Below are 21,691 nucleotides of genomic sequence, written 5' to 3'. Positions count from 1 at the left end.
TATTGATTATACAAGCATTCTGAACAACATTCTTTCGCATTTATCTTGATATTTTCCGCGAAAAAAGCCGCTTTTGGACCTGTTGTACTAAAAATATGGTTAAAAGTCAGCCTTTATACCAGACTTTTAGCCAAACAACAATCGTAACAACTGTTTAACTTAAAGGCGAGCTCGTTGCCGGTTTATTTCGGATTGCAAGCCCTTGGAAGCTAATTTTGAAAGCTCGCACAGGGAACAAAAGCCCAAAGTCCGTCGTCCGAACTTTGGGCTTTCAGGCTTAATATCGCTTAGCAACTGAGTCGGAGTCGACCCTATTCGTTCATCCTCCAAACCAGCACACCGGCTGTCGGTATTTTTTGCTCACCCACCACGATTTGAGCATCCGGCGGGAGCTGCATCTCGTAGCTGTGGTCCGAATAATTGAGCGCTATGCCAAATCCATCGCGGTATTCAACGATAATTCCTTCGGGGTAATCGGCAACAGCAATCCCCAGCTTGGCGTACAGGCGGCTCAGCACAGCTCGTTCCAGATCGCCCGAATTACTGTCAGCCCCCAGGTAAGTAACCGTTCCCTGCCCCAGCTTGCGGAAGGTAACCGCAGCATTACCGGCATAAAAATCACCTTGGTAAGTAGCCCAGCATTCGGTGCCTTCGTTGGCTTTCAGCACATCGCCCCAGCTGGCCCAGGCAAAGGCCTGTCCATCCATCGCAATGGTATCGGGAGCATAGGGGCGCAGCAAGTCGTAAAATTGAATTTCCCCACCAATCAGCTTGTAAATCGGTTCGGCATGGCGGGCTTGCCACAAGTGCCCAAACTCGTTCTGGTGACCACTGCGGCACGACATCAGCAGGTTGCCCCCCTGCTTCACATAGTCTGTTAGTTTCGCAATCAGCTCTCGGCTCATCTGCTGGTAGGCCGGAGCGACAATCAACGGATAATCGGAAAAACGCATCGTATCGCGAATAAAATCAACCGGTGCACCAAAAGCTTTCAATGTTTTATAGTATTTCAGCACGTGCTGCTCCGTATTCCAAAGCGTTGTTTGCTTGCTCTGATTGATGGCCACCGTATTATCCGGATTGTACAAAATAGCCGTTTTGCGCTTCAGGTAGTCAGCGGGAAGCTTGTCCGAATGAGGCACACTACGCAGTTGCTTAATCTCTGCGATAAACTGCTGATACTCCCTGCCTCCCGGTGTGGGAGTCACACCATCGGTGCCAACAATGCCGTAGTGATATTGCTCGTAACCATAAATCGGTGCACGAAAGCGATAGGTACAGGTGAACTTACTGCCTCCGGCAAAAACATGCCACAACCAAAGACGCACTGCACCCGGCAAGGGCTGCGAGTTAATGCTTCCCCAGTTTACCTGCCCCGGCTGCAACTCCATACAACCATAGACAGGAGCCAGTGGACGAAAATAGTCGTTGGCCATGGCAATGCGCGAATATTCCCCAACGCGATAACCTTTACGGCCTATTCCGGTAGCCTCGCCGTAAACCATATAACGGGTATAACTGATAAAGTCGAGCTCACGGCTATCGCCCACATAACGGGCATCATAATACGGAATGTAGTTCGTGGTGATCCACTGCTCCGCCACGGCATATTGGCGAATGGTCAGTGCCTGTTCGTCCAAAAAGGTTGACGTTTCCTTGTCGCAAAACCGACTGAAATCCAGCCGCTGATACAGGTTCATCCCCCATTGCGTTCCCTGAGGAATGTTGATCTGTGCGAAATCAGTGTAAGTACCACTCCAGAAGTCAGTTCCCCAGGCTTTATTCAGCGCATCAATAGTCTGATACTTTTGCTCCAAAAAACGGCGGAACCGCTTCTGAGCATCTTCACCGTAGTCCACATTCGCGGCCGGCTCATTGTCCAGCTGCCAGCCAATAATGCGCGAATCGTTGCCGTAATGTTTGGCCAACTCAGCAATCATCTTCAACGCATATTCCCGGTAATATTCGTTTGAAAAAGAAGCATGTTGCCGCGATCCATGATCGTACTGCGTACCATCCTCGCGTGTTTTCAGCACATCGGGGTGCTTGCGTACCAGCCAAACCGGCGGTGTTGCCGTTGAGGTACACATAATCACCTTCAGATCGTATTTGGCGGCCAAAGCCACAGCGCGATCCAGCCAGGCAAAATCGAACTTCCCCTCTTCGGGCTCAAGCTGTGCCCAGGCAAACTCGGCGAAATGCGTAAACTCGAAGCCCATTTCGGACATCTTTTTCAAGTCGCGTTCCCATTGCGACTCATCCCAGTGTTCGGGATAATAATAAGCGCCAACGGTTGTTAGTTGGTCGGCAGGAAACCAGCTTTCGACTCGTTGTGCCGACACACTGAAAGCCAAAACTGCGAAAAATAAAAATAGGAGATTTCGTTTCATCATTCGGTTTGTTTCGATAGGTTATTGTATAGGTTACAATATTAGCTTTTTTACCTGACTTATCAGCAGCTTGTTCCGTGAATTTTCAGCTGGAAAATGAAAACGTAGAATCCGCATTCACGAACCGTTTCGCAGCATGAAAACAGAAGGTTCAGCTATTTCATCGAAATTGTACAAAGCTTCCCGTTCGCCTTTCATCATTGATAAAAATAGACCGAAATCGCTTTGATCATGTTTTGGACGACAACCAGTGACAACCGGGACAACAGGATATCCGAAAATCCCGGACTTTCATCCCGACTGGAGATTCCCGGAAATCCGGTCTGCTTTTCGAACCGACTCACGGCCATTTTAAACCTTCACCTATTGGTCGTAAAACTGCACCGAGCTGTCGTTGATGCGGCTATCAGTTGTTTTTACCAGCTCCATCATCTCGGCACCCGCCAGCAGCACAGGGCCATAGCCGTGCGCGGCATACACATTCACCGGCCGGTAATAGTAAAAAGCCGGATCGAAGCCCATGCCGGTTCCCACGCAGGTTCCTTCAACCTGGCCTTTGTCGTTCACCTTCGAGGCCACAGCATTCCAGGCCAGACAAACCATGGGGCCATACACTTTGGCATCGACATAGCCCCTGTTAATAGCACGGGCAATGGCATAAGTATAAATGGCTGTTGCCGATGTTTCCAGGTAGCTGTCATTGCGATCCAGCAGCTGGTGCCAAAAGCCCGTTCCGTGCTGACAGTTGGCCAATCCGCGAATATGCCGACGCAACAAGTCCAGCACCTGATCGCGGCCGGCATAGTCGGGCGGCAAAACCTCCAATAGCTCAACCATGGTCATCACAGCCCATCCGTTGGCGCGGCCCCAGTGAAATTGCGGGTGCTCGTCCATTCCCTGTATCCAGCCATGCATAAACAAGCCTTTGTCGGGGTTGAACATACGCCCGGACACTTGAAGTAGCTGTGCTACAGCGTCGTCAAAATATTGGGTATCGCCGCTATAACTTCCCATCTGCGCCAGGGCAGGCACTGCCATAAACAAGTCGTCGAGCCAGATGGCGTTTGGCTGCGGACGATTACGTGCGAGCGTTCCATCATCCAACCGGAACTCCTGGTTGCTGATATAATCCATATAAGTCTCGATCATTTCATCCTGTCCCTGGGCAACGCCCGCTTTCTGAGCCTTAATCATGGCTGCACAAAGCGCTCCGCAATCATCGAGCGCATGCGGATGAAGGGTAAAATACAGTTGATGCTTGCTGTCCGGACTTCCCTGTTCAAATTCGGCAAATGCCTTTAGTGCCTGTGCCAGAAAGTTCAGTCGAAGGCTCACGTAATCGGCGTATTTCGGATCGCCGGTTTGTTGGGCAGCCAGCAACATACCGGCATAAGTTACGCCCCACTCATAACTGGTCAGTCGAAAATCGCCGGGCTTCATAATCGTGTTCTCATTCACCAGCGTATAATCGGTAATTTCGGCGCCAGTAGTTTTGTCGACCAGGGCCGGCGGCGTTGTTGCTGCCAGGTAATCGTACACCCTGCTCAGAACAGCCTCGATATCAGCCACCGCGGGTTTCCCGTAAGGCGTTGGATATTCCGGCTGCAACAGGTGTAGCGGCGTTGTTACATCATTCACTTTTTGAGCCATTGTGCCGGCACAAAAGCACAGCGCAGCGATGGCCAGCATCAGTCGTTTATTCATTTTGATCTGTTTCATTAGTTTGATTTGCTTATTCGATTATTCCACGACCAGCCCGGTAACATTGGCTGCAATATTTCGCTGTTCGCGAATCGTGTCAGCCTGTATATTTTTCAGAAAAACGCGCTCAACAGGCAGCTCTTCCTGTCCCAGAATCCGGTAGGTAAACTTTACATTGTTGGCCTTAATATTTTCAAGGTAGATGTCCGAGACCGGGGTCAACCGTGTTTCGTAAGTTGGCACCAAGTCGCGCCACTGATAAAGCACGTCGGTTTCAATTCCCAGAATGCCTTCGCGCATCTTATCAGCCTTAATATTTTCGACATAAATATTTCGCACAAAGCCACCACGTCGTTCGTTTGTTTTGATGAACACCAGATGAAACATGTTGGCACCATCAGCAACAGCACAATGATCCATGAACACATTCTCCACGCCGCCCGAAAGCTCACTACCGACGGCCAACAGCTGATGCCCGTTTTTCACCAGACAGTTGCGAACAACCAGGTTGCGGGTAGGTGTGTGCAGCCGCCAGGCATCCTGGTTACGTCCCGATTTCACGGCAATCGCATCATCGCCCTGATCGAAGATACAATCTTCAATCAACACATTCTGACTCATCTCCGGATCCACACCATCGTTATTATGACCATGCGCATAAACCTGTACACCGCGGATCGTCACATTTTGACACAGATACGGGTGAATGGTCCAAAACGGGCTGTTGGTGATTTTCACCCCCTCCAGCAACACATTTTCACACCGGTTAAACTGAATAAACTGCGGACGCATATTCGCGCTGTCATTCACCATCACCCGATCCTCCACCGGCACATTCCGCACCGCTGCTTCGTACAAATATTTCAGGCTGTTCAGATGTCCCGGCGGGCGGTCAAACCAGCTTTTCCAGAAGTTCATTTTGGCCTTTAACTCTCCTTCGCCGGTGATGGCCACATCCTTACAGCCATAAGCATAAACCAGCGGCGAGTAATTGTAACACTCCAGCCCTTCCCAACTGGTGTGCACCGCTGGCAAATAGTCGTCGGGATGATCAGAGAACAGTAGCACAGCGCCTTTCTGCAAATGCAGATTCACCCTACTCTGAAGATGAATCTGACCGGTTGGCCATTCACCAGGGGGAACAACCACCGAACCACCACCGGCGGCGTTGGCTGCTGCAATGGCCGCGGCAATAGCCTCCGATGTTTTTTGCTGATCTCCCGGAACTGCACCAAAGTCGGTGATCCGGAATTCTGGACAGGCCCTGAAATCGGGCGTTGAAAGCGGCGGCATCTCAAAAGGTGCCTTTACGGTCACCGTTTGGATTTTCAATTTATGCTTTGTACCCGTGCACGAAAAGAAAAGAATTGCCGCAAGCAGCATAAAGTAGCGTAGTTGATTTTTCATGTAGTATTGCTATTTAGTTTGTAGTTTAAAACGACTATTCGTGCTGTGACTGCTCATTTCGCCGGCAAAATCACCGTTTTAACAGAGACGCACAACAAGTCTGCTCCGTCGATATTGGCAGACGGTTCAGGTAGCAACAATAAGCTATGGAATCAACGGAGCAAGGGCGCGAAGTTCTCGGAATAAGTTTCGTTTCATCGTTGTGTTAGTTAGTTATTTTGCTTGTTGCAAGATAACGAATTAAGCCCTTAAGCCAAAGGATTTCGTTGCGCCTGTTTTTGGCCGGTATCATTCTAAAAAAAACGCATCCTTTTGCAACCCGGCGGTTGTACGCTCAGCAACTTTCTGAAAAAACCTTCCTGATTCCGGGGAATCACCAAAAGGAATGAAAGTTTCGGAGCTGTTGTCGTTGTTTTCAAAAGTTGTCGGGTTGTCGTGCCACCTCTATTCAAAACCTTGATCGACATTCAGGCTTAGCTCCTTGGGGTGGTCAGACTTTCAGAAAAACACACATGATTCAGGGGAATCTCCAACAGGGATGAAAGTTTAGGATTTCTCGACGATGCTGTTGTCGTTGTTTTCATAAGTTGTCGGGTTGTCGTACCACATCTATTCAAAACCTTGATCGACATTCAGGCTTAGCTCCTTTGGGTGGTCAGACTTTCAGAAAAACAAATGGCTGAACTTGCAAAAGCTCAGCCATCGTTTTTTATTTATTTACCGTTGATGATTAACCAATCAGCCCCGAAATCATAAAGGTCGCTGCAAAGGCAACAATTGCATACAGCTCGGGGAACACCGCCAAAATCAGGGTATTACCGAACACATCGTAACCAGCACCAATACTGGCAATACCGCTGGCACAAACCTGTCCCTGGCGCATGGCCGACATCAGGCCAACCAATCCGAGTGCTAAACCGGCACCAAAGATGGCAGCTGCCTGAAACATGGTTATTTCGGGCACCAGGTACGACTGCAAAATGAAGAATCCGGCGAATCCGTACAACCCCTGGGTTCCGGGCAAGGCCGACAAAATCATATAGTTACCGAAAGCGTCGCTGTTCTTCTTCAACGCACCAATTGTGGCATTACCACCGATGGAAACACCAATTGCCGAGCCAATGCCCGATAAGAGAATCATAATAGCAATTCCGATGTAAGCTAATAAAATAGGAGTCATATCACTAAAAATTTAAGTTGATTTAATTGTTTTACTTTTTGGTTGTTCTGGCAAAAGGTTGATATTTTTTTCCACCGCCAATAAAACCGGAGTTTTTATAAAATTCGACAAATGTAAGACGCATCGGGTGTACAAACGAGCCGAGCGAACTCATAAACATATTAATACCATGACCAATGAGCAGGATGATCACCATAACGATCCACTTCAACACCGGAACATCGGGCGACAAGGCCATGGCCAGGCTGTTGAAAACATAGCCCAGGATTGCACTGGAGATCCCCAATGCAAACAGACGGATATAAGATAACAAGTCGCCCAGCAAGCCGGAAACCATATTGTAAGCATCCCACAAGCCGGCACCAATGTTGGCAAAAATATTGCGTTCGGGGTTGTTAAACAGGAAAGCTCCCGCTCCACCCGCTGCCACAACCGTCCAGGTTGCGATGTCGACCACCAGCGATGGCAGCCCCAGCTGCGACAACGCATAGACCAATATTCCGCCGACAACCAGGACGAACCAGCCAAGACTGCCCAAGGCATTCTTAAAACCATACATCCGCGACTCATTCATCACCTTGATGAACATGCCGAATATAATCTGCACAGCTCCCAGAATAAGGGCCAGATTAAACAGATGATCGTTGATATTAAATTTGTCGCCGTTGTTTGCCGGGTCGAAATGCCGGGCAACATCGCCCCACAGGGCAAACTTCATTTCGTAGAGGTTCATTCCGAAAAAGGTTCCCCCGATAATACCAAACAAAATGGTAGACAGGCCCAGCAGGCCAACCAGCGTCATGGTGTTCCGCATTTTCTCGCCCAAACGATTGCGCAGCAAAAATCCGGATAAAGCCAACAGAATTCCGTAGCCTGCATCACCCAGGCAAAAACCGAAAAACAGCCAGTAGAAGGGCGCAAAGAAAGCGGTCAGATCCATCTCACCATAATTGGGTAAGCTGTACAGCTGGCCAATACTCTCGAAGAGCCTGCTCAAACGACTGTTTTTCAACAACACAGGCACATCATCCTTCCGTGTAGGGTCGCTCACCTGATAGAGGATCGAGTCTTGCTGCAGGAACTTCTCCAACTCATCGGCTTTGGTTTCGGGCACCCATCCGTACAAAACCGACACTTTTGATTCGGCAAGCTGTTCGGTTTCCTTGAATACCTTTTCGAAAGTATAACGTTCCATGAGCTCGAGCTGATAGGCTTCCAGCTGATCAACATGGGCGGCCAGCCGGTTTAGCTGTCCTTCCACTTCATCCAGCTGATGCTGTGCCTCTTGCTGCATCTTCTCTAGCTGTTTCAAACTGTGCGTAGGCATGCGTACGGGGTCTGCATCAATGGTGTCACCATCGCCGTTGGTTACCAGAGCCATATAAACGGTTGTGCCCACCCGGTTAACGATAAACAGGGGAAAATCCTTCTCCCACTCGGGCTTACAACAGCGCCGGGCACAAGTATATAGCAGGACTTCGCGCCCCCGGGCCTTCAGCTTTTCCAGCAGCTGAGGATCAAACTCTCCCCACGGCTCGGTATGCGCATGCTCTTTTTTCAGGTGTTCAATTTCGGAATGCAGGTGTTCACGTTCTTTGATCAGCTCGTAATACCGGTCAACAGCCTGTTGCGGGCCAATATCGAATGGAGAATCCTCTGTTTCGATCTTCCGCAATTCTTTGATGGCTTTCATCACCCGCTTATGTTGTTCGCGGTGCGCCAACAGCTCTTCGGCATCCGACAAATCCTGACCTGAATTAACCACATGAACCACACCGTGCTCGTGCAGCTTATTCAAGAAAAGCTCATATTCACCATGATAAACCAGGAAGGCGTATTTTCGCATTTTTACAATCATACTGGTTCCTCCGTTTCTTCTTGTCGCGATTTCACAATTTTTTGAGCCGCCTTACTCAGGTTTTCCTCATCTTCCAAAAATCGTTTAATCTTCCGGATTGCATCTTCAAATCCCGGAATTTGAACCTTTTCGAACAGGTTTACCTTCTGGGTGGTTTTCTTCCGGGCGTATTCCAGCAGTGCTACCTTGTGAAAATAAAATTCACGTTCGAGCGCCACCGCTGCCAGTTCACGGATTTTGACGATTCCCCCCGGCAACCAGCTCGGACTGTTGAACAGGCTGAAGGGTTGCTGATCGAAATCGACTCCCTTGAACACCGGTATTTTAACGCCGGCAATTTTTTGCTGTTCAACCAGCACATCGGACACTTCGAGTAACGACGGGTCGTACTCACCGTAGAGCACCATCATTTCTTCATTCGCTTTTATCAGTTGCTCAAACTTGTCGTCCAAAAGCTGCACGTCACTTTTGGCCTTTTTCACCTCCACCCGTAAAGCTGACTCTTTACTCTTGATGGTTGGCAACGCACGGACGCGAATCTTCAGATTCTTTTCGAGCCCCTGGAGCGAAGTTTTGTTATATTGAAATTTTACTGCCATAAGATTTTGTTTCGTTTCCCGATCTAGTTTTCAGACCAATACTTCGTCACAAATTCTTCGCGCAGCCCAACCTCTTCCTTCTTAAAATGCTTCCCAAACAGGTTCCAGGTCGTATTCAGCATCTCTTCGGTGCTAATATTGACATCGATGGCCAATATTTCGTTGGAATAGTCGCGGGCAAAAGTAAGGCTTCGCATATCATAGTCCGTCAGGTCGAAACCATTTTCCTGCTTGGTACGCGCATTGGCCGCATCGGCAAACAAACGTACGGCTGCGTTCATCACCTGCGGGTGGTCTTCGCGCGTCTTCTTACCGATTACCAGCTGTTTTAAGCGCGACAAACTTCGGAAAGGATCGACAATGACCTTACCGATTTCTGTGTCGCGACGAAGGAACAGCTGTCCTTCGGTAATATAACCGGTGTTATCAGGGATGGCGTGGGTAATATCGCCGCCCGACAAGGTCGTTACGGCAATGATGGTGATTGATCCGCCATCGGGAAACTGAACGGCTTTTTCGTAGATCTTCGCCAGGTCGGAATACAGAGACCCGGGCATACTATCCTTCGACGGGATTTGGTCCATCCGGTTCGACACGATCGACAAAGCATCGGCATACAGGGTCATGTCGGTAAGCAGCACCAGGACGCTCTCATTTTTCTCAACTGCAAAATATTCAGCTGCCGTCAGGGCCATATCGGGTACCAGCAAGCGCTCAACGGGCGGGTTCTCGGTGGTGTTTACAAAGCTGATGATGCGGTCGAGTGCACCGGCATTGTCGAACACCTGCTTGAAATACAAGTAGTCGTCGTTGGTTAATCCCATACCACCCAGGATAATCTTATCGGCCTTGGCGCGCAGGGCAACGTTAGCCATCACCTGGTTGTAGGGTTGATCGGGGTCGGCAAAAAACGGTATTTTTTGCCCCGACACCAGCGTGTTGTTCAAATCGATTCCGGCAATACCCGTAGCAATCAACTCGCTGGGCTGCTTGCGGCGCACCGGATTAACCGACGGGCCACCGATCTCCACTTCAACACCTTCCACATCAGGACCGCCGTCAATAGGATAGCCAAAGGCATCGAAAAAGCGGCCGGCCAGCTGATCGCTCACCTTCAATGTAGGCGATTTTCCAATGAAGATCACCTCCGCATCGTTGGGAATCCCTTCGGTTCCGCCAAACACTTGCAGGGTAATCTCGTCGTTCATAATTTTTACCACCTGCCCCAGCTTTCCGTTAATGGTAGCCAGCTCGTCGTAGCCCACATCAGTGGCTTTCAGGCTTACCGTTGCTTTCGTTATCTGGGTAATTTTTGTATATATTTTCTGAAAGGCTTTGTTTGCCATATCTGTTCCTCCTGTTTTTTAATTGACTGCTTCGAAAACAATTTCACGCAATTCCTGCTCATAATCATTGAACTTCTCTGATTGAAATTCCGAGTAGTTCATTTGACGAAGCAAGTGAATGACCCGCTTAAAATAGGGGCCCACTTCAGTAAACGAGTCGAAGGCAAAGTCGCTGTGACAGATTTCCAACACCTTGTTCACCATATATTCCTGACGTTCAAGCGGGGTTACCGCATCGATTTTGTCGAAGGCATCCTGTTGCAGAATGACAAAGTCAATCACTTCCGCTTTCCAGAAGGTGAAGTGATAATCCAACGGTACACCGTCGTCGCCCAGGATGTTCATCTGCTCACTCACCTCGAGCCCGCGTTGCAGCATTCGTTTCAGCTCATTTACCTTGCCAACCCATTCGCCATCAACCCGCTGGGCAATATAATCCTGAAACTCGGGATACTCCAGGTATTTCGAATAACTATCAATCGGGTTAATCGCCGGGTAACGTTTTCCGTCGGCGCGCGACTGCTGAAGAGCAAAGAAACAACGTGCTGCTTTTTTGGTCGATTCGGTAACCGGCTCTTTCAGGTTCCCCCCGGCCGGCGACACCGTACCAATAAAGGTTATGGAACCGGTTGCACCATTGTTCAGGTACACGTAGCCGGCACGGGCATAGAAGTTGGCAATTACGGCCGACAAGTCCATCGGGAAGGCATCCGGTCCGGGAAGCTCTTCCAGACGATTGGACATCTCGCGCAAAGCCTGTGCCCAACGCGAGGTTGAATCGGCCATCAGCAACACACGCAAGCCCATGGCCCGGTAGTATTCGGCCAGGGTCATGGCTGTGTACACCGATGCTTCGCGGGCAGCAACCGGCATGTTCGAAGTGTTGGCAATAATCGTTGTCCGTTCCATCAACTTACGACCGGTATGCGGGTCGTCCAGCTCCGGAAATTCGGTGAAGATTTCAACCACCTCGTTGGCCCGTTCGCCACAGGCCGCAATAATCACGATGTCGGCTTCAGCCTGCTTGGATATGGCGTGCTGCAACACGGTTTTTCCGGTACCAAAGGGGCCGGGGATAAAACCTGTTCCCCCTTCGGCAATGGGGTTTACCGTATCGATGGTGCGCACGCCGGTTTCGAGCAACTTAAATGGGCGGGGTTTTTCGCGATACGCTTTAATGGCTCTTTTCACCGGCCATTTCTGCATCATGGTCACCGGAATTTCCTGCCCATCCTTGTCGGTGAGCACCGCTATCTGGTCGCTGATGGTGTACTGTCCTGCTTCGGCTACTTTTTTCACCGTGTAGCTTCCTTCAAACACAAAGGGAACCATAATTTTGTGGGGCTGATAGTTTTCGTCTACCTCGCCCAGCCAGCTTCCGGCCTCCACCGGGTCGCCTGCTTTGGCCAGGGGTTTGAAGTCCCACAATTTATCCTCATCCAGCGGGAAGGTATACTCCCCCCGTTTGAGAAAGACGCCGTGCATTTTGTCCAGGTCGTTTTGCAGGCCATCGTAGTTTTTCGACAGGATTCCGGGCCCCAGGGTTACCTCCAGCAGGTGACCGGCAAATTCTACCTGGTCGCCAACACGCATTCCCCGGGTACTTTCGAACACCTGCACATAAACATTTGTCCCGATTACTTTAATGACTTCAGCCATCAGTCTGCGGTCGCCCACAGCAATGTAGCATATTTCGTTTTGGGAGATTGCCTCGGTTGCTTCAACAATAACCAGGTTGGCAATGACTCCTTTTACTTTTCCTTTGGCTGCCATACGCAATATTTTGTATACTTTTTTTTGATTTTATTTCATTACACTTTAAACTCATCAGCAAACCGGTAAGCTTTTTTGTAGCCACCGATAACACGACGGAATACCGTCTGGCCATCTTGCCGGCGCATATTTTCCCAACGGCCGAGCATATCAATTTTGATCAGATAGGTAAAGACTCGTTCAACCGAGAAATAGTGGAAGAATGAATTTTCGTCCAGGTAGTTCCAGATCAGCTCATCCAGGTTCATCTCGCGTTCCAACAGATTTTCCTCCTCTGCAATCTGAAGCACATCGTCCAGATAATCCAGTTCACCACTCAAGCCAAAATCTTTAGCGTTGCTGGTCCGTATCAGCCGGGCAATGTCGTTGTCGCCAACAATGGTTTGCGACAGGTCGTAACCAGAGATGCGGCATTGGTGTGCAATCAGGATATTTTTCACATTCAACATGAAGCGAAAAAAGTTGGCGATAAAGGGATTATCGCACTGGCAGGCATAATCGTAGTACAAGCTTGCCAGCTGATCCTCGGCCGAAAGCTCGGGGAACTGCTCCACCTGCTTATCGGCCAGGTAAGCTTGCAGGAAGGGCACAAAATAGGGAGGCATGGCGGGCACCGCAGGGCGTTCAAGCTCTTTATTCTCGCGAATAATCTCGCCCAGTTGCACACCCGAGAGGTTTCCCAGCGCATTCAACTCGCTTTCGGAGCTAGCCAGGTAAGCCAGCAGGTTCTGATTATCGTATTTCAGAAAAAACAGCTTGATCAGCTCCAAATCCGCGGCGCTCAGGTTTTCAATCAGCAGCTCCTTCAGCTCAGTCATACTTACAGGAACCCTGTGGTCATCCGGAGACAATTCCGGCAGTCCGGATACCAGATAGTAATATTGGCTCATATCTGCGAACTGATTAGTTTTCGAAAAGCAGTTTGGCTACGCGAGGGCGCAGCAACTCTTTCAAAAAGTTTTCAAACTCGGTATCGGTAAAGCTCACTTTGTAGCTGCCATCGGCAGGTCCGAGCTGGAAGCCCGTCTTTATTCCGGCCACTTTTTCAACCCTCAGGCCCTTCTTTAAGATCTCGGAAGCGTTTTTCGCCAGATAAGCTTCAATGCCCTGCTCGTCGTTTTCGGGAATCGAAAGCCGTAAATCCTGCGTTTCGCTCCAGCTACCGGCAAGTTTGAGTAAAAATGTGTTGAAAAAATTCTTGTCGTTAATTGTTTGTTGGCTTGCTTTGTCGACAATCGAGTCACTGATCAATTGAGCTATTTCCTGCTTGAGGGTAGAGACAGCCTGCTCGTACGATAATTTTAATTCGGCCTGAATGCTGCGACGCATGTCGGATGCCTCCTTGCGGGCTTTTTCCAGAATCGCCCGGGCATCCTGCTCAGCCTGCTGAGTAAGCTGCCTGGCCTCGTCGGTGGCCTGGTCTATAATTCGGTTTGCTTCCTCATTGCCTTTCTCCACTCCTTCACGGTAGATTTTTTCAGTTAATTCCTGAAGTCTGTTTTCCATGTTCTATTAGTTTATGTATCGGTAATTAGACTAACTAAATATCAGTCGTTCTGAATTTTAAAGTCGCAAAAACAACGAAAAGCTGTTCGGTAATCGCGCGAACAATGCTCCCCGGGCGCAAAAAAAACGTCGATAAGTTTAGTGAAAATTACCCAATTTCATGTTAAGAAATAAAAAAATTAAAAAACGAGAACTAAGGAGGAATAACGGTTTATTGTTTATTTGGTTCATCGGCGACGAGCTTTAAAAGCTGAATATCCACAAAAAAAATCGACGAGATAATAGAACGCCTTCCCGAGTCGCGGCCTCATCAACCGACCTCAGAGCGGCAAAGCATCCGGCACCACAGCTTAGGCCTTCATAATCCTATTTTTATCAACTTAATTGATTCTGCTTTTCAACGCGATTGAACAAAGCGATCGTCTGACCGCTGGGAATGCGCGAGTGTTTCGTCCTTTTCATCCAACCAGCCCGAGATGGCCTCGGGGCGGTTATCGGTCTGCCTGAAAAAAGGTTTAATATCGAGCAAGGGAGTACCGGTTAACATATCGGCTCCTTCAAAGAACAGCTTATTCTCTTCGATGCGTAACAAACGAACCGTTGACAGGCCAATGGCACAAGGACGCTTGGGCGAGCGCGTGGCAAAAATTCCGTGCTTCCGATCATCCATAAACGGTTTCACCATCAGATCGTAGCCCCCCACTTCGTGCAGAAAATAAATGAGGGTGATATGCGAGAATCCGTCCAGATCAGTTAAACCCTGGGCGAGTTCGGGTTTTAACTCGAAATGGCCCTCGACACCTTTGGCCCCTACCGGCTGAACAGGCATATTCACCAAATCGACATGGGGCGTGTAGATCACGCCAATTGGCTCAAAACTGATCGATTGCAATTCACGATTAATCCTACTCATACTGAATCTTTTGATAGTTATTTCATTGGCATCATGCGGCAGAGCCAAACTACAGCCTTCACCAATCGACCCCGGCCGGGCAGCACTGCACAATGACCTTTTTGCGTTGGCGCCACAGTCTCATGATGCAAAAACAGTTATTCACGCAACAGATAACGCGCCATAAACAAAAGAAGGAAAGCCAGCATTGAAGATCAACACCTTTCGGCTTCGACGGATTTCAAATCTAACATTTTTGTAGGCTTCCGGGACTCGTTGCCTACAAGATTGTAGACATTGATATTGGGTTAACAACAGCTACCAAACGAAAACCACCGGCATCTGCATCGGTAGTTTGCCGCGCTTAGGTGAGCCCCAGCGTTACCGACCAGGCATTCACCACCGCGACGAGCTCCTGCCCCACAGCCAGCTCCATCTCGTCGGCCGACGACTTACTGATCAGTGCAGTAAGCTCCGATCCGCGCCCCAGGTTTAGCACCACCTGCGTGCTGACCATTCCATCAGTAATCGATTCGATTTTTCCGGGAAAGATATTTCGTGCACTAATTTGAACATCGCCCGCAGCAAGCATCACACTAGCCGCGTTCACACACACCAGCACTTCACCTTCGCGTTCCAGCTCTAAACTTTCAACCGCACTATTGGTAATCAGCGCGTCAACCAGAATTCCGTTATCAAGCTCTATATTTATTTCCGAAATCACCAGTCCTTCCGTGATGGCAAGAACGATGCCTTTCATTCGATTTTGTGCACTCAGTTTCATAGCTTCGTTTTTTGTTAGATTTGAGGTAACAACTCTTTCAATAATACGACATCCATCCAAACTGAATGCAACAATCGGCACTTTTATAAAACAGGTTCGGGAGCTAAAGGGCCTTGTTGCCGCCTGTTGTGCAACAGTCATTTCGGGTTTGCAAGCCAATAACCACGCTTGCGCACAAGTTGAGCGGTTAAACCTTCGCAACGATCAATCCGGATCCTGATCGCGGTCAATCTGCTAGCGGATAAACCCGTTGATCCTATGTAAGCCGGAGACATGCGTATGCAAGCGATGCTTGATTTGAGACTAAGTGATTATTCTGTCAGCCTGATCTTTAAATCCATTCTTTCGTGTAATATCCTAACAATCTCTATCTCATCTTTTGAAATTAGATCGTAGAAAATGATGTGTTTCCCAGATTTAAATCCGAATAAATTGGCACTTATTGCAAGATATTCCCGACCAATTTCAGGATTACCTCCAATTTCCTTACACGCAAATTTCAACATTGAATAATATTTATCGGCCTGTTTTTCGTCCCATTGTTCAAACGTATAATCCCAAATATCATTTAAATCATCAATGGCTTCTTGTCTTAAAATAACTTTAGCCATTTTTTCTCTTCTCTGCTTTAAGTTTTTTTAGATTTTCATCAAAATCAAAATCTTCTACTCGTGGACTGTTTAATCCTTCCTGAATAGCATTTTTTAAAGCAATTACTTTACTTTCTTCATTTTCTAAAAGCCGAAGTCCTGCGCGAATGACTTCGCTTACATTTTTATATCGACCAGAAGATACTTGAGATTGTACAAATTGATCAAAATAACTCCCAAGTGATATCGATGTATTTTTCATTTTAAATGATTTTACTCAAAGTTACCAATTTTGGGTAAAAACAGCAAATGTAACGCATTTGCAATTTCCCACTATAATTGAACCTAACACCACAAGCAGTTATCATCCACAACATAAACACCTTGAATAGTTTACAGATAAAATTTTCGGGTATGGCATAAAAGACAGCTAACGGTCACTTGCTCGAGCAGACAAAGGGGGGCACCAGCTGAGCTGTTGAACCTTCGCAACTGTCAATCCGTCTCCTTATCGCGGTCGATCTGCTCGCGGATACTTTTCGCCAGACGCTCTTTCAAGGCCTCATTCATCGATATCGTCGATTTGATTTTTTCGATCTCCCGCTCGTCTTTTAGTTGCTTCAACTGCTCTTTTAAGGCTTCCTGCTGCCGATCGATCTCGCGCAAGTAGTCCTTTTTCGCCTCAATTTTTTCAGACTTTATCGCTTCGTCAAACACCTGATCCTCCGGTGAGCTGCGATCAGCCTCCCCCCGATCCGCTGCAAGCTGCCGCGGGACAAAAACCTTGTCATCGGCTCGCCGCTGATACATAAACGCCGGCGACACAATCTCAATCTTCGCCTCGTGTAATTTATCCATCACCATCGCGTTGAGCAACGAACTAGCGCTAAAATACTTGCCGCTATCGTCCAAAAACCCGTGGACCTTGTAAACGACCGAAAAATCGCCCAAGCCGGTGATATACACATAAGGATCTGACAATCCGGCGGCAAGGGCAGCCTCTTTAAGCGCTTTTTCCACCTGAGCGCGCGGCAGGTCGTAGCCCAGCGACACCGTTGTGGCCAAAACACTATTTGTTTTGCGAATTAATTTTACCGGGTTGTTGGCAATATACAGGTTGGGAACGGTGATAAAATTACTGTCCTCGAGCTGAATCTCGGTATGGAAGATGCTTTTTTTGGTGACTCGCCCGTGCAAATCGCCGATCCTGATCAGGTCGCCGTTCCGAAAGCGATTCATGGAGTTGTTCATGATCCCGGCAATCAGATTCCCTAAAACAGTAGTTGAACTTAACGCAATTCCGGCACTGAGGACGATCCCCAGAAAGCCTAACAACTGCCCTTTCAGCGACTTTTCGACAGGCAACACAAGCAGGAAAGCCAACAGCCCGGCCAGCACAATCACAAAAGATATTGCTCCCCGGGTGATTGATCGTTCCGAGGCGGCTGATCGCATCCGATTGAAAATCCACCGATTTAAAATCAACAATACCACCACCAACAACATCACAACCGTTGGTGTCATCATCGATTCCATAAGCTTGAATACATTTGTCATCATCGCTAATTTTAGGTGTGGCTCACAGAGCGATTCCCTAGGGCGGCCCCCCCGATGCTGCTTATACAAATCTAAAACCTTTCAGGCAGTTCTGCAATTCAGCGCCGGTAGCAGACAATAAAAAAAGAAAAAACGGCGAAAGGATGTGCCATAAAAAAAACAAAAACAGGAAGGTATGCGCTTCTCATCGCATCTTTTGGGTTTAAAATTGACTGCGAAGACTCATCGACTCAGTCAATTTTAAACCCAAATCTGACGCAATAAGAGGGCTTGTAAAACCAGGTTGCAAAGGAGGTCAAATCATTAGCCTCATTGCCGGATTAGCTCATTGCCAAACGTTTTCCTTCCGGGAGCAGAACAAGACTAAAAGCGCCATATCAGCGGAGAAGTTGCCCGCCTCCAAGGATCGGCTTTGCATCACGAATAAGCTCAACGGCAATGCTCGCTGATAACACGCTTATTCGAACCTCTTAAAACTTATAGAATCATCACTTTTTCGCACAAATTTTCAGTCCGGACAATGTATATACCCGTTTTTAACCTGCGGTTTGGCTGCAACTTTTTACCTGAAATATCAAATATTTGGTAATCGACTTCGCCCTTCTTATTTTTCACAAATACTTGTCCATCACTAACCGTAATTATAATATCTTCAGCATCATTAATGATGTCATCTACTGCAGTAGACATTGGCGAAGAATATTGATCCTGCCCGTCGGTAAGCCAGTCCAGTGAAACACGCACATATACCAAATCGTATTGACTAACCGATCCATCTTCATAATAAACACCAATGGTTCCATCATCGAGTTTGGTAATAACCGAATAAGCCGATGAAGCCGGACATATTGTTTTAACAATAGGGAAAGTCTCACCTTCGTCGTAACTAAGCAAAAGCGATACATTCACGCGACTGGAGGCGTAAGCTAATGAATGTAGCATCCTGTTTTTTTCGTATCCGTCCAAAGTAGATGTATAATTTAAAATCTCACCGTTACAGGCCGGATCTACAAGATCCTGATGAATCGTACTTGTTCCCCAGGTATCTCCGTTATCGGTTGAAACATTCCATTCGCGATGACCTCCGTTTCTGATTGAGATAACAACATCACCATTATTTCGCTGTACAAATTTTGCCTCGTCGCCGCCAGAATGGATCAAATTTGTATTCACCGTCCAGTTCTCCCCTTTATCATCCGAATATAATGCGTAATTATTGATACCTCCGGAACCATCCCGCACTGCCATAGCTAAAATCAGTCGTCCGTTGCGCAGCTGAAGCCCCCTACCCGAGGAAACAAACACACCATCCCAGTTTTTTGAAGTCGCATTACTACATCCTGCGCCATAAATGTTATCAGTTATATCTCTTGGCTCTGTCCAACTCGCGCCATTATCGGAACTTTCGCACACCGTAATCCGGATTGGATCAGCAGGCGTGGAAGCAAAGAACCCTTTATCATGTGCCATGAAACAGAATATCTTGCCACTCTCTTTCTCGACGACCAGTGCCGGATCTCCATAGCCTGTATCCGTGTTTTCCCCGGCAATCATTAAAGGTTCAGACCATGTCTTTCCCTTATCGGCAGAACGACTAATGTACACATCTATATCTCCCGGAAGATCAGATATATTGTTTTTCCGACGATCGGTTGCGGCCACTAAAGTTCCATCATTTGCCGTAACGATGGCTGGAATACGATAGTACTGTGAACCATAATCTCCGGGTGAAAAAAGAGTACTTTGGGTTAAGAAAATAGTAGCCTCGTAAGCAGGATCCGGATTTTGAGCCATGCAAACGTCACTCCCCTGAAGTGCGACAGATTCAACGCTGATTTTTATTTTATCGCCCTCATTGGCCGTTTCCGTAACATCGACGACAACTGCAAAATTCTGACTGCCCGCCGGCACCTCAAAATCGGCATCCGGATTTATTTGCATCATATAATCAAGCTCACTTGACGAGGCAACCTGCGGATGTACTTCCGGATCGAAACGAATATCATTGCCCAGATAATAAATTCGAATATTCTCAATATCACTAAGGTTCGTAGTACCTTCCAGAGCAACATTTACCTGATCCAAAAGCGACGAACCGGTAAGCCCTTCCACTTCCATTGTAAAATAAGTTGCAGCAAAGTCAACATTACCAATTCCTGTGCTAACCAATCCATTTCTGACGGTAAGGCTCGTAATACTTATTGGTGCGCTAGCGTCGTCAACTTCAACAAATCGCCATGCCGACGGTGAATCCAGTCCTCCATCCCAAGTAACAATTTTTGAACCATTTTGCTGACAATGAAGCGGCAGTGCCCCATCCTCTTTGATCACAAACTGGCCTCTTTCGCCAAGATATTCGACATTATAAGCCACCGGTGTTTCCGATGGCTGGACACCGGTATAACTCTCACCGGTTTTACCAAAGTATAAACCGGAAGCCATATTTACAAAAGCATATTGATTATTGCCGGCATCAACAATCTTCCATAGCATCCTGGGGTTCAATTGCTTGTCGGCAAAGTTATACACTACACCTAATGTTCCCTCAACATCGTTAATAACTTTTCCGGCACAATAGTCGTTAATCGCTGCCGATTCAAAGAAGTACCATGTTTCGTTGGTCTCAGTGCTAACAACAACAGTATTTACAGGAGTGCTTTTAAAAGTAACAATAGCTGCCTCCAATTGATCGGTTGCTGATTGATAATCGGGTGACTCATCTACCGAGTTATAAACAGCTTCTGCGCCGGCAATCGCTTCATCAAAAGTAATTACGGCATCACCATCAGGCAGAATGTAGCCGGGATTTGTTCCAGTCATCTCGCTTTTGAGACTAATTGCTGAATTTATAAGGGCTCCCAAAATACTCTTCGTGTCGCTTTGCACTCTTATATAAAATGCTGTATTTGAATCAATCCGTCCTCCGCTTAACCGGTCACATTTTAGATTATTCCAAATAACAACAGTATTCTGTGTTCCTGATTTTATCCAATATTGGTCGCTACCATAGGTGCCATAACTTACATTCTCACCAACATCATTAAGCGAATGGGAACCGGTCATGTAACGGTTAGTCGCTTTATTTTTCAACTTAACAATACCATCGGCTTCAATCATTGCCCACAATTCGGCATCACCACCTTGTTCAACCCTGGCATAAATTCGGTTATCGCTTGAGGCAGGATCGTACAATACATAACCTGTTAAATCGGTTGGACCGGTATAAGCACCACCTAAGGTTACCGGGTCCGTACAAGCCGATTCTATTTTAAACCAGACAGGGGAATCTTCGGTGCTAATTACCGGTTGGGCATACAGCGTAGCCGAATAACTCAAGAATAGCAGAAGTGAGACTGCCGATAAATAGAAGCGATAATAATTTCCTTTAAATCGGAAAGTTCCTCTTTGTAAATTTCTCTTCATACGATTAATTGTTAATTATTTAGCGTGTGTTAATTCTTCCTATTCCGCTTCTCTCACTGTTTCTGCAACTGGCTTTCTCCAAAAATCAAGTAAAATTATTTCTCTGTACCATTACAATGTTATCTATATAAACGACAAACCGTAGAGAGACCCTAGCCATGCTGACATTTTTTTTGATTATTAAGCCCAACAATGACATTCTGGTATTTCAACAGACATACAACTGCATTATCGCCCACGATTATACTTGTTAACCTTCAGTTATAGCGTCGTTTTCGAGTGTTTATACCCGAAAACAACCGGAATTTCGTCGGAGCAAAGCAGAGCTTTCTATAAGGTTTCTGTAAGGTTTCTGTATGCTTCCTGTATGCTCAGATATAAAAAGCTAATAGAAAGTTCGCAGCAAAATTGGTTAAAGTATGGAGTTTGCATGAACCAAGCTAGTTGCAAATAGCTACGCGATTTAGACCGATTTCAATTGAATTGCTCCTTCAATTTGTTACACGCTGCAAGCCTCCTGAGTTGTCTATGGCATTCACCCGTGTTTTTCAGGAGCTCGATTAAGGCTCAAAGCGGAAAAACAAATGGCATAACTTGTTGCTATTTGCTTGCATATAAACCATTCAATAATTAGGTTTGCGCTCTGAAAATACGTCTCACAAACCACCTTAACCTGCGACAATAA

General features: G+C 47.3%; 16 protein-coding genes. All 16 read right to left on the bottom strand.

All coding sequences use genetic code 11. From position 1 onward, the window contains the following. Positions 1–311: 311 nt before the first annotated feature. A complete protein-coding gene (locus C8N47_RS11255) occupies positions 312–2,393 on the bottom strand; it encodes a beta-galactosidase (protein WP_107822655.1) in 2,082 nt (693 codons plus the stop codon). A gap of 360 nt (positions 2,394–2,753) precedes the next feature. Then, positions 2,754–4,109: a glycoside hydrolase family 88/105 protein gene (locus C8N47_RS11250; RefSeq protein WP_211316115.1), complete on the bottom strand. Its 1,356-nt coding sequence runs from the start codon at positions 4,107–4,109 to the stop codon at positions 2,754–2,756. A gap of 21 nt (positions 4,110–4,130) precedes the next feature. Then, positions 4,131–5,498 (bottom strand): glycoside hydrolase family 28 protein, encoded by a 1,368-nt coding sequence (locus C8N47_RS11245; RefSeq protein WP_107822654.1) that lies wholly within the window; start codon positions 5,496–5,498, stop codon positions 4,131–4,133. Between the two features lie 730 nt (positions 5,499–6,228). Further along, positions 6,229–6,678, bottom strand: coding sequence for a V-type ATP synthase subunit K (locus tag C8N47_RS11240; protein ID WP_107822653.1), 450 nt, complete (start codon positions 6,676–6,678; stop codon positions 6,229–6,231). Positions 6,679–6,709: 31 nt separating this feature from the next. Continuing rightward, positions 6,710–8,536 (bottom strand): V-type ATP synthase subunit I, encoded by a 1,827-nt coding sequence (locus tag C8N47_RS11235; RefSeq protein ID WP_107822652.1) that lies wholly within the window; start codon positions 8,534–8,536, stop codon positions 6,710–6,712. Next, positions 8,533–9,135: a V-type ATP synthase subunit D gene (locus C8N47_RS11230; protein ID WP_107822651.1), complete on the bottom strand. Its 603-nt coding sequence runs from the start codon at positions 9,133–9,135 to the stop codon at positions 8,533–8,535. Before C8N47_RS11230 ends, C8N47_RS11235 begins: the two co-directional genes overlap by 4 nt. Before the next feature lie 23 nt (positions 9,136–9,158). After that, a complete protein-coding gene (locus C8N47_RS11225) occupies positions 9,159–10,481 on the bottom strand; it encodes a V-type ATP synthase subunit B (RefSeq protein ID WP_107822650.1) in 1,323 nt (440 codons plus the stop codon). Positions 10,482–10,499: 18 nt separating this feature from the next. Next, positions 10,500–12,254 (bottom strand): V-type ATP synthase subunit A, encoded by a 1,755-nt coding sequence (locus C8N47_RS11220; RefSeq protein ID WP_107822649.1) that lies wholly within the window; start codon positions 12,252–12,254, stop codon positions 10,500–10,502. Between the two features lie 38 nt (positions 12,255–12,292). Beyond that, positions 12,293–13,144 (bottom strand): DUF2764 family protein, encoded by an 852-nt coding sequence (locus tag C8N47_RS11215; RefSeq protein WP_107822648.1) that lies wholly within the window; start codon positions 13,142–13,144, stop codon positions 12,293–12,295. Positions 13,145–13,157: 13 nt separating this feature from the next. Beyond that, the gene (locus tag C8N47_RS11210) at positions 13,158–13,760 is read right to left on the bottom strand and encodes a hypothetical protein (protein ID WP_107822647.1); all 603 of its coding nucleotides are present in this window, start codon (positions 13,758–13,760) and stop codon (positions 13,158–13,160) included. Between the two features lie 397 nt (positions 13,761–14,157). Next, a complete protein-coding gene (gene tsaA, locus C8N47_RS11205) occupies positions 14,158–14,673 on the bottom strand; it encodes a tRNA (N6-threonylcarbamoyladenosine(37)-N6)-methyltransferase TrmO (RefSeq protein ID WP_107822691.1) in 516 nt (171 codons plus the stop codon). A gap of 343 nt (positions 14,674–15,016) precedes the next feature. Then, a complete protein-coding gene (locus tag C8N47_RS11200; RefSeq protein WP_170111373.1) occupies positions 15,017–15,436 on the bottom strand; it encodes a TOBE domain-containing protein in 420 nt (139 codons plus the stop codon). A gap of 311 nt (positions 15,437–15,747) precedes the next feature. After that, entirely contained in the window at positions 15,748–16,047 is a 300-nt protein-coding gene (locus tag C8N47_RS11195) for a type II toxin-antitoxin system RelE/ParE family toxin (protein ID WP_107822645.1), read from the bottom strand. Further along, positions 16,040–16,288 (bottom strand): type II toxin-antitoxin system ParD family antitoxin, encoded by a 249-nt coding sequence (locus C8N47_RS11190; RefSeq protein ID WP_107822644.1) that lies wholly within the window; start codon positions 16,286–16,288, stop codon positions 16,040–16,042. The genes C8N47_RS11195 and C8N47_RS11190 overlap by 8 nt, the downstream gene beginning before the upstream one ends. Before the next feature lie 233 nt (positions 16,289–16,521). Continuing rightward, on the bottom strand, positions 16,522–17,583 hold the full coding sequence (locus C8N47_RS11185; RefSeq protein WP_170111372.1) for a mechanosensitive ion channel domain-containing protein: 1,062 nt from the start codon (positions 17,581–17,583) through the stop codon (positions 16,522–16,524). 477 nt (positions 17,584–18,060) lie between these two features. Next, a complete protein-coding gene (locus tag C8N47_RS11180) occupies positions 18,061–21,006 on the bottom strand; it encodes a sialidase family protein (RefSeq protein ID WP_107822642.1) in 2,946 nt (981 codons plus the stop codon). Between the last annotated feature and the right edge of the window lie 685 nt (positions 21,007–21,691).

The sequence above is a fragment of the Mangrovibacterium marinum genome (assembly GCF_003046625.1).
Classification (GTDB): Bacteria; Bacteroidota; Bacteroidia; order Bacteroidales; family Prolixibacteraceae; genus Mangrovibacterium; species Mangrovibacterium marinum.
This window is presented reverse-complemented; position numbering and strand designations above follow the sequence as displayed.

Bases quoted from the DNA above. Each gene is read 5' to 3' on its own strand.
- C8N47_RS11185 (WP_170111372.1), bottom strand. From the start codon at position 17,583: ATGACAAATGTATTCAAGCTTATGGAATCGATGATGACACCAACGGTT.
- C8N47_RS11255 (WP_107822655.1), bottom strand. From the start codon at position 2,393: ATGATGAAACGAAATCTCCTATTTTTATTTTTCGCAGTTTTGGCTTTC.
- C8N47_RS11180 (WP_107822642.1), bottom strand. From the start codon at position 21,006: ATGAAGAGAAATTTACAAAGAGGAACTTTCCGATTTAAAGGAAATTAT.
- C8N47_RS11250 (WP_211316115.1), bottom strand. From the start codon at position 4,109: ATGAAACAGATCAAAATGAATAAACGACTGATGCTGGCCATCGCTGCG.
- C8N47_RS11215 (WP_107822648.1), bottom strand. From the start codon at position 13,144: ATGAGCCAATATTACTATCTGGTATCCGGACTGCCGGAATTGTCTCCG.
- C8N47_RS11225 (WP_107822650.1), bottom strand. From the start codon at position 10,481: ATGGCAAACAAAGCCTTTCAGAAAATATATACAAAAATTACCCAGATA.
- C8N47_RS11230 (WP_107822651.1), bottom strand. From the start codon at position 9,135: ATGGCAGTAAAATTTCAATATAACAAAACTTCGCTCCAGGGGCTCGAA.
- tsaA (WP_107822691.1), bottom strand. From the start codon at position 14,673: ATGAGTAGGATTAATCGTGAATTGCAATCGATCAGTTTTGAGCCAATT.
- C8N47_RS11195 (WP_107822645.1), bottom strand. From the start codon at position 16,047: ATGGCTAAAGTTATTTTAAGACAAGAAGCCATTGATGATTTAAATGAT.
- C8N47_RS11200 (WP_170111373.1), bottom strand. From the start codon at position 15,436: ATGAAACTGAGTGCACAAAATCGAATGAAAGGCATCGTTCTTGCCATC.
- C8N47_RS11210 (WP_107822647.1), bottom strand. From the start codon at position 13,760: ATGGAAAACAGACTTCAGGAATTAACTGAAAAAATCTACCGTGAAGGA.
- C8N47_RS11220 (WP_107822649.1), bottom strand. From the start codon at position 12,254: ATGGCAGCCAAAGGAAAAGTAAAAGGAGTCATTGCCAACCTGGTTATT.
- C8N47_RS11190 (WP_107822644.1), bottom strand. From the start codon at position 16,288: ATGAAAAATACATCGATATCACTTGGGAGTTATTTTGATCAATTTGTA.
- C8N47_RS11235 (WP_107822652.1), bottom strand. From the start codon at position 8,536: ATGATTGTAAAAATGCGAAAATACGCCTTCCTGGTTTATCATGGTGAA.
- C8N47_RS11245 (WP_107822654.1), bottom strand. From the start codon at position 5,498: ATGAAAAATCAACTACGCTACTTTATGCTGCTTGCGGCAATTCTTTTC.
- C8N47_RS11240 (WP_107822653.1), bottom strand. From the start codon at position 6,678: ATGACTCCTATTTTATTAGCTTACATCGGAATTGCTATTATGATTCTC.